13 protein-coding genes are annotated in these 15,059 nt (G+C 45.4%); all 13 read left to right on the top strand.

Annotation, left to right across the window (positions count from 1 at the left end; all coding sequences use genetic code 11):
• Positions 1 to 174 precede the first annotated feature (174 nt).
• The 13 genes from AC58VC_RS17880 (at position 175) to AC58VC_RS17940 (ending at position 15,017) form a co-directional block, all read left to right on the top strand.
• Positions 175 to 813, top strand: coding sequence for a helix-turn-helix transcriptional regulator (locus AC58VC_RS17880; RefSeq protein WP_497370138.1), 639 nt, complete (start codon positions 175 to 177; stop codon positions 811 to 813).
• Between the two features lie 367 nt (positions 814 to 1,180).
• Positions 1,181 to 2,146, top strand: a complete 966-nt coding sequence (locus tag AC58VC_RS17885) for an ABC transporter ATP-binding protein (RefSeq protein WP_497370139.1) — start codon at positions 1,181 to 1,183, stop codon at positions 2,144 to 2,146.
• A gap of 17 nt (positions 2,147 to 2,163) precedes the next feature.
• Positions 2,164 to 3,150 carry an ABC transporter ATP-binding protein gene (locus AC58VC_RS17890; protein WP_497370140.1) on the top strand — a complete coding sequence of 329 codons (987 nt, stop codon included), beginning with the start codon at positions 2,164 to 2,166 and terminating at the stop codon, positions 3,148 to 3,150.
• Entirely contained in the window at positions 3,147 to 4,256 is a 1,110-nt protein-coding gene (locus tag AC58VC_RS17895) for an amidohydrolase/deacetylase family metallohydrolase (protein ID WP_497370142.1), read from the top strand. Before AC58VC_RS17890 ends, AC58VC_RS17895 begins: the two co-directional genes overlap by 4 nt.
• A gap of 40 nt (positions 4,257 to 4,296) precedes the next feature.
• Positions 4,297 to 5,838 carry an ABC transporter substrate-binding protein gene (locus tag AC58VC_RS17900; protein ID WP_497370143.1) on the top strand — a complete coding sequence of 514 codons (1,542 nt, stop codon included), beginning with the start codon at positions 4,297 to 4,299 and terminating at the stop codon, positions 5,836 to 5,838.
• 26 nt (positions 5,839 to 5,864) lie between these two features.
• Positions 5,865 to 6,782: an ABC transporter permease gene (locus tag AC58VC_RS17905; protein WP_497370144.1), complete on the top strand. Its 918-nt coding sequence runs from the start codon at positions 5,865 to 5,867 to the stop codon at positions 6,780 to 6,782.
• Between the two features lie 26 nt (positions 6,783 to 6,808).
• On the top strand, positions 6,809 to 7,645 hold the full coding sequence (locus tag AC58VC_RS17910) for an ABC transporter permease (RefSeq protein WP_497370146.1): 837 nt from the start codon (positions 6,809 to 6,811) through the stop codon (positions 7,643 to 7,645).
• Positions 7,646 to 7,699: 54 nt separating this feature from the next.
• Entirely contained in the window at positions 7,700 to 8,953 is a 1,254-nt protein-coding gene (locus AC58VC_RS17915) for a threonine synthase (RefSeq protein ID WP_497370147.1), read from the top strand.
• A 23-nt stretch (positions 8,954 to 8,976) separates the two neighbouring features.
• Positions 8,977 to 10,134, top strand: a complete 1,158-nt coding sequence (locus AC58VC_RS17920) for a M20 family metallopeptidase (RefSeq protein ID WP_497370148.1) — start codon at positions 8,977 to 8,979, stop codon at positions 10,132 to 10,134.
• A gap of 4 nt (positions 10,135 to 10,138) precedes the next feature.
• Entirely contained in the window at positions 10,139 to 11,176 is a 1,038-nt protein-coding gene (locus AC58VC_RS17925) for a serine hydrolase domain-containing protein (RefSeq protein ID WP_497370150.1), read from the top strand.
• 87 nt (positions 11,177 to 11,263) lie between these two features.
• Complete coding sequence (locus tag AC58VC_RS17930; RefSeq protein WP_497370151.1) at positions 11,264 to 11,728, top strand: RidA family protein; 465 nt, start codon at positions 11,264 to 11,266, stop codon at positions 11,726 to 11,728.
• Positions 11,729 to 11,846: 118 nt separating this feature from the next.
• Positions 11,847 to 13,730, top strand: a complete 1,884-nt coding sequence (locus AC58VC_RS17935; protein ID WP_497370153.1) for a hypothetical protein — start codon at positions 11,847 to 11,849, stop codon at positions 13,728 to 13,730.
• 90 nt (positions 13,731 to 13,820) lie between these two features.
• Positions 13,821 to 15,017, top strand: a complete 1,197-nt coding sequence (locus AC58VC_RS17940; RefSeq protein WP_497370154.1) for an MFS transporter — start codon at positions 13,821 to 13,823, stop codon at positions 15,015 to 15,017.
• The last annotated feature ends 42 nt before the right edge of the window (positions 15,018 to 15,059 follow it).

Genomic DNA, 15,059 nt, shown 5'->3' on the forward strand with positions numbered 1-15,059 from the left:
GGTGTCGTATAAGAAGTAAAAAGACGGGGAGAATGTTCCTATCCTCAGTTGGCATTTCATGAAATATTTCTTTGTTTGCAGGAATGATATTGCTAAATGGCAAGAATGCGTTTAGAATATGCATAAATAAAAATTTTTCATGACATATTATTTTTTTTAAGGTGAGTGATAGGATTGGAACACATAAACGATGAACTAGGGTTCTTGAAGCAAATCATCAAAGGAATTGCAACTCAATTTGGGGATAAATGTGAAGTGGTGCTTCATGATTTGACTGGTGATTACGAGCATACGATTGTAGGTATAGAGAACTCTCACATTACCGGAAGAAGAGTCGGCGACTGTGGGAGCAATCTTGGGCTGGAGGTGCTGCGAGGCACTGACAAAGACGGTGATCGCTACAACTATGTCACGCAGACGAAAGATGGCAAAATCCTGCGATCAACATCTATTTACCTCAAAAATAAAGATGAGCAGACCATCGGGGCTATTTGCATAAATATGGATATTTCTGATTTGATTATGGCTGAAAAAGCACTTAAATCGATTACAATGCACAGCATAGATCAAGAAACAGAAGAAGTATTCGTCAACGATGTAAGTGATTTACTGGAATACTTGCTTCAGCAGTGCCATAACGAAATAGGAATACCAGTTTCCCACATGGGAAAAGAGGATAAGAAGAAAGCTGTTCAATTTCTGGATAAACGAGGAGCTTTCCTTATTAAGAAGGCCGGAGATAAGGTGTGCCAGTTTTTGGATATCTCTAAATTTACACTGTACAACTTACTCGATGAGGTCCGTGTAAAATAAGTTTTAAATGATGAACCCCAATCAACTTCACATAAGTTGGTTGGGGTTTTATAGTTAATTCGAAAATAAATGGCATGAAACCTAACATAATTAAGGCAAAAAACAATCATTCTAGTATTGATCATTATCTAAGTGAACTTTATGTGATGTTTGTGTTAGATTAAATAAGAATGGAAGGGCTTTCTTCAGAAAAAACCATTGACGGTTATATTTTTTTTGTCTATAGTAATGAAAAAGAAAAAAAATTAGATGATCTAAAAATTTTTCATTTAATTGCACGAATGCCGTTTACACGGCATCTTAATATCGCCGAGGTGGATGAGGTTCGGTAAGGATTATGGTGAATGATGGATAAAGGAGGCACTTGATGGTTCAGCCACTACTATCGGTTGAGAATTTAAAAACCTATTTTGTCAAGGGTGAGGTCGAGGTACATGCTGTTGATGGTATTGATCTCACGATTTATCCGAAGCAAATTGTTTGTATCGTCGGGGAATCTGGTTGCGGGAAGAGTATGACGTCTTTATCCATTATGGGGTTGGTTCCAAGACCGCATGGACGTGTGGTAAACGGGGAAATTTGGTTTGGTGGTCAAAATTTACTTGAGTTGACGGAGAATCAACTATCGTCGATTAGGGGAAATGATATTTCGATGATTTTCCAGGAACCGATGACATCGCTGAACCCGGTGTTAACAATTGGCGATCAGATGTCCGAGGTTCTTCTCAGACACCGTAAAATAACGAAGCAGCAAGCGCTGGAATTAGTCATCAAAATGCTTGAATTCGTTGGTGTAGCAAGGGCGGCGGATATTGTGAAGGAATACCCGCATCAATTCTCCGGTGGCATGCGCCAACGTGTAATGATCGGCATGGCGATGATATGCGAGCCTAAGCTATTGATCGCAGACGAGCCTACAACGGCTCTTGATGTGACGATTCAAGCCCAGGTGCTTGAGCTAATGAAGCGCATGCGTGATGAATTCGATACCTCGGTGATGATGATCACCCATGATTTGGGTGTAGTAGCTGAAATCGCGGATCACGTAGTTGTTATGTATGCGGGCCAAGTGGTTGAAAGTGCATCAGCCGATTCATTGTTTGAGGATCCGCTTCATCCGTATTCCCAAGCACTGTTGAAATCCATTCCCTCGCTGGATGAAGAAACAGAGATGCTGTATTCAATTCCGGGTACGGTACCGGATTCATCCAAGTATCCAGCAGGATGCCGATTCGCGGAACGATGCGAATGGACACAGCCTTCCTGTATACAAAAAATGCCTGAGCTTCGCGAAGTGAAGCCCGGCCAGTTTGCTAGGTGTGATTTAATCTAACAGAAAGGATAGATATAATGAGCGATCAGCTATTAGAAGTTTCTAATCTCAAAAAATATTATCCGATCCAAGCTGGACTCATACGCCGAACAATCGGACATGTGAAGGCGATAGATGACGTTTCATTTCAAATCGGATATGGCGAAACGCTTGGTATTGTTGGGGAATCAGGCTGTGGGAAATCGACCTTGGGTCGAATGATTATGCGTGTTCTTGAACCGACGGAAGGAACCATTTTATTCGATCAGCAGGACATCACCAAGATGCACGGTAAGAATCTTCGCCGCACGCGTCGAAACTTCCAAATGGTATTTCAGGATCCTTATGCATCCTTGAATCCTAAGATGAACGTTGCCGACATTATAGCAGAGCCACTGCTTATAAACGGCATAATGAACAGGAGTGAAGCTTCCGAGAAGGTCAATCAATTAATTGATCTGGTTGGTTTACGTCAGAAGGATTTACATAAATATCCGCATGAGTTTTCTGGTGGGCAGCGGCAGCGGATCGGCATTGCACGGGCATTGTCACTAAGCCCTAAGCTAATTGTGGCAGATGAAGCGGTCTCGGCTCTGGATGTATCCATTCAGGCGCAGATTCTTAATCTAATGACCGAATTGAAGAAAGAATTTAACCTTTCTTATATGTTTATTTCTCATAATCTATCTGTAGTCAAGCACATTAGCAATCGTGTGGGTGTCATGTATCTAGGGCATTTGGTGGAGATCGGAGACAAGGATAGCTTGTACCAAGGGCCGCTCCATCCGTATACGAAGGCGCTGTTATCTTCTTCGCCAAATACGAAGAGAGGAGTTAAACGGGAGAAAATAATCTTACAAGGCGAAGTGCCGAGTCCCGCTAATCCCCCGCAAGGTTGTCCCTTTCATACACGCTGCCCGCAGGTTATGGAGGTTTGTCAATCAGTAAGGCCACAGCTGCAAGAAATAGTCCCAGGACATTCCGCAGCTTGTCATTTATATGAGACGGCAGGTGTACAGTCATGAAAGATCAGATTCTTGTAAAAGTTATAGACCCTTTGCACCAACAGACATACATGGCATTGCTGAAGAAGACGGCTGAAGGCTATCGACTAGATCGTTCGATCCCTGACCTTTCCTCACAGGAGCCTGAATTTTATTTGAGTCCCGGATGGATCGATCTCCATGCACACGTATATGATGGTGTCGCTAACCTCAGTGTAACAGCTGATGAAGTAGGAATTGAGACCGGCGTTCATTTGGTTGTTGATGCAGGGAGTGCTGGCGAAGCGACTTTGCCTGGGCTGCAGAAGTATGTAGCTCCTGCCTTCCAGACGGAAGTTAAAGCGTGGCTCAACATCAGCTCAATTGGTCTGGTTCACCTCAGAGAAGTTGCGACTTTAGACTATATCCATGTAGATAAAACGGTAAAAGCTATCATCGATAATCGAGACTTCGTCTGTGGTGTCAAAGTTCGTTCAAGCGGTGCTATTGTTGGATCGATGGGACTTCAACCGCTTCAACTGGCCAAGCTTGCAGCTCTCGAGGCTGGCGTGCCGGTTATGGTACATATCGGTGAAGCGCCGCCTCTCATTGATGGTGTATTGGATCTTTTGGACGAAGGAGATGTTATTACCCATTGCTTTCATGCAAAAATAGGAAATCCATGGCTTAAAGATGGCAAGCCGGGAAAGGCGCTCCTGAGAGCCATCGATCGAGGCGTTAAGCTGGATGTGGGTCATGGTGCGGCAAGCTTCAATAATGAGGTATGCCGTAATGCCATAGCTGCCGGATTCGCTCCGGATACGATTAGCACAGATGTACATATTCGCAATATCCGAGGTCCAGTTTATGACCTGTCAACAACAATGACCAAATTGCTGGCTTGCGGAATGCCGCTCGAGAAGGTCATTGCCTCAGTAACGACTGCACCATCACAGATTCTACAGCTGAACGATTGGTGTAATCTTAATGGAAGTTTGGATCGAGCTACTTTATTTCGGGTTGATGGTCAGCGGCCGGATGGGCGCGATTATCGCGATTCACAAGGAAATATACTTGTACCTGAACAATTCATTAAGCCTTCCGCAGTGATAACTGCAGGTATATATACGGCATGTAAGACGCAGTAGGATCAGCAAATTCAGTAAGACCATTCGGGGAGGAATTATTGTGAAAATAAAGCTTTTACTGGCAGCCATGTGTTTGATAATCGTTTTATCGGCTTGTACGAACTCAAATGGCAGCTCCTCTGCTCCTGCTGACAAAGGAGCTGGTAGCGTATCATCCAAACCAGCTAAGGATACGTTAACGGTTGCGCAAGAAATTGACGCGGGAACACTGGACCCTCAAAAGCAAGGTAAAATACCGGATATGGGCATTCTTATTAACATGTTTGATACGCTAGTAACACGTGATGAGAATAACAAATTGGCTCCAGCACTAGCTACCGAATGGAAGGCACTGAACGATACGACTTGGGAATTTAAGCTTAGAGAAGGTGTGAAATTTCATAATGGGGAGCCGTTCAATGCAGATGCTGTGAAATTCAGTATTGATCGTCTTAATAATCCCGAAACGAAATCACCGATTGTTGAGCTGAAAACCGTTAAAGAGGTTATCGTTGTTGATGCCAAAACTGTCAAAATTATTACCGATGGTCCCGATCCGATACTCCCTAACAAGATGACATTGTTCGGCGGAACGATGGTCCCTCCGCAGTACATTAAGGAAAAAGGCGATGAGAATTTCGCGAAAAATCCTGTGGGTACAGGTCCATTCAAATTTGTTTCTTGGCAAAAAGATAGTCAAATCACGATGGAAGCCAATGCCGACTACTGGCAGGGAGCTGCCAAATTCAAAAAACTAGTCTTCAAAATAATTCCGAATCCTTCCAATATGGCGGCTGCAATAAGAGCCGGTGAAGTGGATATTGCATCAGGCATCAAGCCCGATGTGGCTACACAGCTGAAAAGTCAAACAGAACTTAAAGTTGTTTCGAGTCCTGGTATTCGAACATTCTATATTTCGTTGGATACAAAAGCAGGACCTTTGGCTAAGAAGGAAGTTCGTCAGGCACTCAATTATGCCATCGATGTGAATACGATCATTAAAACCGTATTGGACGGTAATGCTGCACGCGCCTCTACGCTAATTCCTAAGGAAAACTTCGGATATGACCCGGCTATCACTCCATACGAATACAACATTGAGAAAGCCAAGCAGTTGCTGGCGACAGCTGGTTATCCACAAGGATTCGCTATCACGCTGGATGCAGATAATCTGGAAGCAAACAACGTTCAAGTTATTGCGGCCCAGCTGGAGAAAATAGGGGTTAAGGTGCAGCTCAACTTAATGGACAGCAAAACCTTGACGGCTAATTTGGTAGCTAAAAAGACTTCACCTATGTATTTTATCGGTAATACAGGCTGGACCATGGACGCGATGAGTAATTTTCAATCGTATCTTAAGAGTGACAGACGTTACAACAGATATCCTAACCCTGAGATTGATAAGCTGATCGATGAAGAAGAGCAAACCATCGACCCACAAAAGCGACAAGCGGCTTTCACGAAGTTGCAAACGATTTTGAAAGAAGATGCTCCATTCGTCTATTTATATCAAACAAATGGCCTTTACGGAATCCGCAACAATATCGAATGGAAACCGAATCCGGTCGGCATCTTGTCCATGTACAAAGCGTCCATTAAATGATTTGTCTGCTGCGGAGGTGATATCTATTGCTATCTTATATACTGCGTCGCTGCTTTTACGCCATATTCGTGTTATTCGGGGTAGCGACGGTCGTATTTCTAATTACTAGGTTAACCGGTGATCCGGTAGCCATTATGCTGACTCCTGATGCTACGGTTGAACAGGCGCAAGCACTACGGCATTCGCTAGGCATGGATAAACCAGTCATTGAGCAGTATGGCATTTATCTGATGAACCTGCTGCATTTAAATTTTGGAGTTTCGCTGCGTTATGGTGAACATACGTTACAACTTATTATTGAAAGGATGCCGGCGACGATACAACTCGCCGGAGCAGCCTTGCTATTCTCTCTTGTCGTTGCTATTCCTGCCGGTATTATTTCGGCCATTAAACGGGGGACCGTGATCGAAAAAGGCATTATGTCGTTAATTGTATTTGGTCAATCCATGCCTGTTTTCTGGGTAGGGATTCTGCTGGTCTTACTGTTCTCCGTGCATTGGAGAATATTCCCGACTGGAGGTATTGGCGGGTTCAGTCACATCGTGCTGCCTGCCTTTGCACTTGGCATTCATCTATTGGCACTGGTTGCTAGATTATTAAGGGCATCGTTAATTGAAGCTCTCGATTCTGATTATATTCGTACAGCCAGAGCCAAAGGGTTGGTTGCAGTAGTTGTCATTTCGAAACATGCTTTACGCAATTGTCTGCTACCGATCATTACAATTGTCGGTTTGGAGATTGGAGCATTATTGGGAGGATCCGTAGTAACAGAGACTGTGTTTGCTTGGCCAGGTGTCGGACAACTGCTGGTGCAATCCATTTATAACCGCGATTATCCTTTGGTTCAGGGAGCAATCATCATTTTGGCTGCTATTTTTGTACTGGTTAATTTGATTGTTGATATCTGTTATTCGCTTGTTGATCCTCGTATCCAATATAAATAGGGGGGATACTTACGTTAAAACGAATCGTGAACGGGAAATATGGCAGTCTGTTTAATTGGTTATCGATGTGTGTGCTTGGAGGCTTTCTAATTATGGCGGTGACGGCAACAAAATTGTCGCCGCATGATCCGAATGTACAGGACTTATTAATGCGTTTCAAACCGCCGTTTTGGCTCAGCGGCTCCGAAGATGGCTATTGGCTGGGCACGGATAATATGGGACGGGACTTATTAAGCCGAATTATTTATGGTAGTCAAGTTTCAATCCTGGTAGGTGTGGCAGCGGTCGTAATATCAGGTGTGTTGGGAACGATCATAGGCTTGTTATCTGGATTCTACAACGCATTGGATCACGTCATGATGAGGATCGCAGACATCCAATTGGCTTTTCCTACGATTTTATTGGCGCTTGCTATCGTAGCAGTCATAGGTGGCGGCTTGAATAATTTGATCATTGTACTTGGTATTACGGGCTGGGTGCCCTACGCAAGGGTTATTCGTTCAGAGGTTTTGAGCATACGATCCAGTGATTTCGTCGTCGCAGCGCAAACGATTGGCGTTAGTGACTTCCGTTTGCTCTTTCGGCATATACTTCCGAATATTTTTTCGCCTGTTATTACCATTGCTACGTTCCAAGTGGCGTCTGCTATTATTGCGGAATCTTCACTGAGCTTCCTTGGACTTGGTGTTCCTGTCAGTGTACCCAGCTGGGGTAACATGCTAAATCAAGGGCAGCTGTATATGGAATCAGCTTGGTGGATTTCTGTATTTCCGGGCGTGTCCATTATGCTAATTGTGTTATCCATTAATATCTTGGGTGATATTTGGAGAGATAAACTGAATCCGAAAGCCAAAGGGCGTTAAAGAAGAAGTTAAGCAGCGCTTTCGGAGAGAAAGCTTTAAGGAGGAAGAAAGCAGATGACTTGGTCTTATGCAACCCATTATGCCTGTGATAATTGCACAGAGATATTTGAATTGCTGCAACCTTTAAATACATGCCCAAGCTGCGGCGGGCTGCTGGAAATTCAGTATGATTTGGACCGTATGAAGCGTGAACTGCAGCCGAAGCTATTTGATTCTCGCGAGCCCTCCATGTGGCGTTGGCATGAATTTTACCCCCTGCAGGATGGTGCTAATGTTGTAACAATGGGTGAAGGCGGCACACCGCTGCTACCATCTGTATACGCCGGAAGTAAGCTGGGACTGTCCAAGCTGTATTTTAAAAATGATGCGTTGATGCCTACAGGCAGCTTTAAGGATCGTGGTTTTAGTTTGGCAGTTAGTTTTGCCAAGGAATTAGGAATATCACGGGGACTGACTTACAGCTCCGGCAATGCGGGAGCTTCGTTTGCGGCGTACGCAAGTCGAGCGGGACTAGATGCAACTGTTCTGGTTGAATATTTAGCCAACCCGATCAAGAAAGCGATAATCGGTTTGTATGGAGCTCATACGGCTACTTTACATTTTGAAAGTATGGAGGATATTTCAGCCATGCTTGAGCAAGCGGTGAGGGATCTAGGTTTATATCAGTTTGTGAACTTTATTAATCCGACAAGGCACGAAGCAATGAAGAGCTATGCTTACGAAATCAGTCAGGCATTGGGCTGGAAGGCTCCAGACGTGATGATTCACCCCGTTGGTACAGGCGGAGGTATTTGGGGAGCTTGGAAAGGATTTAGTGAGTTGAAGCAATTGGGGTGGATCGATTCACTCCCCAAGATGGTTGCTGTGCAGCCGAGTGCTACGGGGCCGATTGTCCAAGCGTTCAAGCACGGAGCAAGACATGCAGAGAAACATGGTGATCCTACCCAAACGATTGCTCAGAGTATTGCGGCCGATGCTCCGATTCAAGGAGGGCGCCGGGTGCTGAATGCTGTTTATGATTCAGGCGGGTTTGCGGTGGCTGTGACCAATGAGGAGATTATCGAAGCAGTGCAGTGGCTGGGCAACGAAGGGATATGTGCTGAACCTGCTTCTGCCGCCTCGCTTGCGGCGTTAAAGAGGGCTGTGTCCAATGGCCTTGTTAAGCCGGATGATTGTGTCGTATGCGTCATTACCGGAAGCGGCTTGAAGCAGCCGTCAGTCATTCAACAGGCAATAGCGGAATCGGAATTAAAATTGAACGCGAACTTCGATGATTTAAACAAGCTTTTGACCGATTTATGGAAGTAGACTACAAGGGTGGAGATGATATCGTGCAGCAACCAAGCCCTGTAATTAAAGCATTAATGACATGCATATCGCATCCTACCCCGAATCCGCCTGGCGAAGTTGCTGAGGTAGCTGATTGGTTGGAGGAATGGGCGAAGAGCTTCGGTGCACAAGTCGTACGGCAAACGGTCGAACCTGGAAAGGACAATGTGATCATTACACTGGATTACGGTCCTGGTCCATGTCTCGTTTTCAATACCCATATGGATGTTAATTCTCCCAAGGGACAAGTGTGGTCAAGTCCGCCTTTTGAGCCGAGGTTAAGTCTGGATGAAGGCAAGCTCTATGGCGTGGGGGCTAGTGATGCCAAAGGAAGTCTAGTTAGTATGATGGCCGCTTTGGAAAACATCGCAAACGATCCGAGTAACCTGAACGGCAAGTTAGTTCTTACCGCAGTGATGGGGGAAGAATCCGGGGGTCTCGGTTCGCTCCACTTGGTTCAGCAAGGAATTCAAGCGAATGGTGCGGTTGTAGGCGAGCCTACTGGGTTGGATGTTGCCATTGCGCATAAAGGCACCTATATGCGGAAGTTACGTTTCCGTGGACGTGCTGCACATTCAGGACAGCCGGAGCTTGGCATCAATGCAATCATCCATTCATCAAAATTTATTGTGGCGTATGAGAAACTGAACGATAAACTATCGCTTACTCCCCATGCACGGCTTGGACCAGGCAGTGCGGTAGTAACGATGATACACGGTGGAACTCGTCAAAATACGATTCCTAACTATTCAGAAATCATCATTGACCGTCGGTTGATTCCTGGTGAAACACATGCGGATGCGGATAGCGAGCTAGAAGATATCCTGAATGCGTTGAAAATATCAATACCCGAGCTTACGCTGGACCCTATTGAAGTTGTGGTGGCGACCATTCCTTCCGAAACATTGGCAACGCACAGGATTGTTGGTACCGGCCTTGAAGCGGTTGAACATGTAGTGGGGAAACCACAAACACCGCATGGTTTCAGGGCGGGCTGCGATATGAGCAAGCTAGTCACAATTGCCGGCATTCCAACGATCATACTGGGACCCGGCAGTTTGGATCAGGCACATGCGCCTGATGAATTTGTCGAGATTGCTCAAGTTGAACAGGCGGTACAAATATATGAACGCATTGCCCGACAATTTATAGGTAGGTGATGGAATGAGCAGAATAACTCAGTTATTGCAGAAGGCCCGTGATGAGGAAGCATTTTCCGGTGCAGCATATGCCTTTGGAAGTTCAACCAGCGTGACAGAGCAGGGCACGGTAGGAACGCTCTTTTGGAATGGACCAGCGGTACAACCCGATAGTATATGGGATTTGGCTTCCGTGACCAAACCAATCGCCGTGCTGCCTTTAATGGTCATGCTAGAGCAGGGTGAATGTTATTTGGATGATGGGATTGCTCATTTTTTGCCCGGCTACAAAGACACGGATAAAGCCAACCTTACGCTCCGTCAATTGCTCTCGCATACTAGCGGGATACCTGGACAGCAGCCCTTATATCAGAAATCGCCTACGAAAGAGGAGCTGTTGGCTGCTGTGAGGAACCTTCCGCTGCGATACGCGCCTGGCACCGATGTGGAATATTCCTCGCAAGGTTACATGATATTGGGGGAAATCATTGAAGCGATTGCTGGAGCCAGTCTGGATGTCGTGCTTAAGCAGATGGTATTGGAGCCATTAGGGTTGAACCAAACCCTGTTTAATCCGGGCGTACATTTGCACCCTCGCATTGCTGCAACTGAATATTGCGAATGGCGCCGTACGACCGTCATCGGAGAAGTTCATGACGAGAATGCTGTTGTATTGGGAGGAATTGCAGGTCATGCCGGCTTGTTCAGCACAGCCCAGGATATGAGTCGGCTATGCCAAACGATGCTCCGGTTAGGAGAAACGGCACAAGGCCGTTTTTTACAGCCAGAGACGGTTCGACTGATGACTAACAATCAGACGTCATCTTTAAGATTGGCCAGAGGGCTCGGATGGCAAGGTAAGGACAGTCATGATTCTCCTGCGGGTGATTTGTTCTCCATGTCCTCGTATGGGCATACCGGTTTTACGGGGACCAGTATATGGATGGACCCAGAAAATGATGTGTTTGCCGTACTTTTGACGAATCGCGTACATCCAACTCGTTCCAACACGGCTATCAAAAGGATTCGCTCCATTTTCCACAACTTAGTTTTTCTGTCGTAGTTAACATATTATTTATATAATTATACATTTATGTAATAAATTATTTGGATTAAGATAAAATAATATAGAAATTTACGGAGGACAACCATGAGTGTAATTTCAAACAGATTAAAAGAATTAGGTATTGAGCTGCCAGTTCCAGGTGTTCCTGTAGCCATGTATGTTCCAGCAGTAACGGTTAACAATCTGGTCTATACGTCAGGTAATGATTGCCGTGATCATGGAAAACTTATTTTTGAAGGAAAACTAGGCAGGGATCTGACGATCGAACAGGGACAACAAGCAGCCCGGCAAACAATGATTAACCTTCTAGGTGTATTACAAGCCCATTTGGGTGATTTGGATCGAGTAGATAAAATTGTGAAGTTATTGGCATTTGTCAATAGTGCCGATGGATTTACGGACCAACCGTATGTCATTAATGGGGCATCGGAACTGTTGGAGTTGGTTTTTGGCGAAAAGGGTAAACATGCAAGATCAGCCATAGGCACGTCGGATTTACCTTTTAACACCCCTGTGGAAATTGAGATGATCGTTCAAATCAAATCCTAGGTTGAGACGGCTGGAAAAAGATAACTGAGGGGTCGCGTAGCGGCTCCTCTTTTTGCTTGCATTCTATGTGGCATAAACATTACGATGTTATTGGAAGCGGCAATGACAAAGGGAGATGATGGTCATTATGCGAGCTCATTATGAATGGCAATTAAGAGAAGAAGATCAAGTCATGTGTTTAACTTCTAAAGGGCAAGTCATTGGTACGATACTACCAATTCGAGATGCTACTTTGGAAGTGAAGGATGCTTTGGAAGAGATCGAAGAAGGTGTATTTCGCTGGAGTCGAACTTTTGTAAATCAAGGGAAGGCATCCCGGACATGCCGATTAAGCATGGACTTTGGTACGGCTTACGAACCCGAGTATTATATGATTCCGGCTGTCTCTTACAATGGAAATGAATGGGGAAGAGGCTTGGAACCCAAAGGGCTAAGCAAGAATGGACAACCCTGGACATTCGCTTGGCATCGGACTTCGGTACCGGGAGCGACTTATTCAGAAGGCAACGGCTGGTCTATTGCACTTTTCGGGGAGCCTCCTAAAGATATGAAAGGGTTTTCATGTTCGATTGAGCGAGTATCTGGACAAGTTATTCATCGACTGCTTTGGCCTGAGGAAGAATCGCCGTTCACTTATTCCTACAGGGACACTTACTCAGAAGCATATCGTGGCACTTTACATCTGTCACCTGGGGAGACGTTCGAAGCCACTGCTTACTTAGTGGTTGAACGCTGTGAACGCCCGCGTGTATCGTGGCGTCGAATGCTTGACTTTGCTTGGCGTCTACACGATGAACCACTTAAACGAGGAATGGATGCGCAGAGGATCTGGGAGCTTTCCATAGATTATGCTCGGAATGGTCTGTGGAAAATAGATGGAGATTTCAGCGGATTTACAATTGGTCGAACATGGAAAGATGGGGACTGGCAGCAGGTAAGGCATTATGAGATTGGTTGGTGTGGGCAAAATGCTTCGCTGGCTAACTCTTTTATTAGCGATTACCTGCGATCCGGGAATCACGATTCCTTAGGCCGCGGACTTGCGGTATTAGACCAGTGGGTAGAACAAGGCCGTTTGGACAACGGTTTGATCCATTGTCATTATGATTATTTACTCCACAAGAGAGGAGAGGCGGAAGTTCAGGATGCTTGTAATTTGGGTACAGCGGCACTGAACCTATTTGAGGCGGAACAGTTAGCCGCAAGGTGCGGAGTGAATCGCCCCATCTATCGAGAGGTAGCGTTAGGTATCTGTGATTTCGTTGTAAGCGTTCAAGCACCAGAGGGGAGAATCGGCAAATCATGGCGGAATGACGGAACGTTAGCCGATCCGGAAGGAACGGTTGGATGTTTTCTCGTGCCGCCTCTGGTTAAGGCGTATGAGTTAACGGGTGAACTGGCCTACTTGGAAGCGGCTGAATCCGGCTGCCGATTCTACATGAATGAGCTGCTGGAGAACGGATATACAACGGCTGGAGCGCTTGACACTTCCTGTATTGACAAGGAATCGGCCATCCCGCTATTGAAATCCGGATTGTGCCTCTTCAAGGCGACTGCAAATCGAACTTATCTGACGTGGGCGGAACATGCTGCGTGGTATCTTGCTACGTGGCAGTGGCACCACACGGTTGGTTACGACAAAGATAGCGAGTTGGGGCGATTAGAGTATGATACCTTCGGCGGGACTTCCGTTTCGACACAGCATCATCATATCGATCCCTATGCGCTTTCTTTTGTGGAAGATTGGCTGACACTAGCTGAGTTAACGAATAATCCTACATGGCGAGAGCGGGCAAAAGCAGTATGGGCCAATGCAATAATTGGCATCTCCGATGGTGACACCATCATAATGGAGAAACGACGTCCCGCCGGAAGTCAGGACGAGGGTTACTTTCACACGAGATGGGGGCATGACGCATTTGATGTTTCCCAGTGGCTTGTAGCTTGGCCCACCGCATTTCGTTTGGAAGTACTACGCCATTTGCAAGTAACAATAAGGTAACTTACTTTACAAATATTCACTCCTTCTCATAACAGGAATGACTACTTATAATTAATGTTAGAACTAATTAGGGATCGCCAAGAGGTGTTCATGCCAATTATTCGTGATGTTCGCAAGTTTGTTTCCATCCCCGGAGCAAGAACGCTGCTTACTATGTTATTTCTATACGGTATAGGAACAGGCATTTTAGCACCTATGAACGCTGTATATCTCAACGAGAGCATTGGGCTTTCAAAAGGACAGATTGTTGTTGTTTTCGCGGTATCACTGTTCTGCAATATCGTCATTACGATTACAGTTGGTTGGATCAGCGACAGTTTGAAAAAGAAGAAGCAACTACCGGTATTTGCGGCCTTACTTTGCATAATGGGTTTGTTCATCTATATGAATGCCACTGGTTTTCAGAGTGCACTCATTGGAATGACGATCACCGTTGCACCGTCTGGATTGATTATGGGGCAACTGTTTGGCATGGCTAGAAATCATTTTGCCCGTAGCGCCGGTGACATTGTGGAGATGGCCCAAATATGGCTTCGTGCCTCCTATAGTATTGGATTTTTTGCGGGGCTGCTGCTTGGAGCGAACATCTTCCTCATTGCAACGTTTAAAGGTGTACTATGGGGCAATATGGCAGGTTATGTGTGTTTGGTGGTTCTCTTACTGTTGTATAAGGAATCAACGGGGGAACTGGGAGCAAAGCAAGTGGTCAAAGGAGAACCGTTCTCCCTTGTTATGCTGGTTGCACTGCTTATGCTCTCTTGTGCCGATGCTATTCGAGGATTATATTTACAGCTTGTCGTATTAAAGCTGTTCGGCAAGCCAGAGATTATGTCTTATATATGGAGCGCGCAGGCGGTATTCGAGCTGTTTTTCATGACAATGGGCGGATATTTGGCGGCACGGTACGGGAGTAAGAGGATTATTTTTCTTGGCGGTTGTTTCGCGCTCGCCACTTATTTAACTTATACGAGCAGTACCTCGCTTCCCGTTTTCTTTGTCGTCCAGCCGTTGTATTCTTTCTTTGTTTCGATTCTTTACGGAGTTGCTATGGGGTATGTGCAGCGGATGTTTTTAAGCCGAACCGGTTTTGGGGCAAGCTTATACGTGTTCATATCGCAGACGGCTTCTTTAATCGGGTATTTCTTACCTCTATTCATTCAGGGGATAACGCCCAGAATATTCTTTATCCCAAGCGTTCTTGTTGCGCTATCGTTACTTATCATCGGAATGGTGTTGTACAGGGAAAGACGGTCTAATATGAGGAATTCGATAGTCATCGAGCAATGATAAAGACCTAAATATATCCTGCTATAAAAAGTTTATAAAAAC

This window comes from Paenibacillus sp. J22R67 (assembly GCF_059692175.1).

Bases quoted from the DNA above. Each gene is read 5' to 3' on its own strand.
- AC58VC_RS17885 (WP_497370139.1), top strand. From the start codon at position 1,181: ATGGTTCAGCCACTACTATCGGTTGAGAATTTAAAAACCTATTTTGTC.
- AC58VC_RS17890 (WP_497370140.1), top strand. From the start codon at position 2,164: ATGAGCGATCAGCTATTAGAAGTTTCTAATCTCAAAAAATATTATCCG.
- AC58VC_RS17895 (WP_497370142.1), top strand. From the start codon at position 3,147: ATGAAAGATCAGATTCTTGTAAAAGTTATAGACCCTTTGCACCAACAG.
- AC58VC_RS17915 (WP_497370147.1), top strand. From the start codon at position 7,700: ATGACTTGGTCTTATGCAACCCATTATGCCTGTGATAATTGCACAGAG.
- AC58VC_RS17925 (WP_497370150.1), top strand. From the start codon at position 10,139: ATGAGCAGAATAACTCAGTTATTGCAGAAGGCCCGTGATGAGGAAGCA.
- AC58VC_RS17930 (WP_497370151.1), top strand. From the start codon at position 11,264: ATGAGTGTAATTTCAAACAGATTAAAAGAATTAGGTATTGAGCTGCCA.
- AC58VC_RS17935 (WP_497370153.1), top strand. From the start codon at position 11,847: ATGGTCATTATGCGAGCTCATTATGAATGGCAATTAAGAGAAGAAGAT.
- AC58VC_RS17940 (WP_497370154.1), top strand. From the start codon at position 13,821: ATGCCAATTATTCGTGATGTTCGCAAGTTTGTTTCCATCCCCGGAGCA.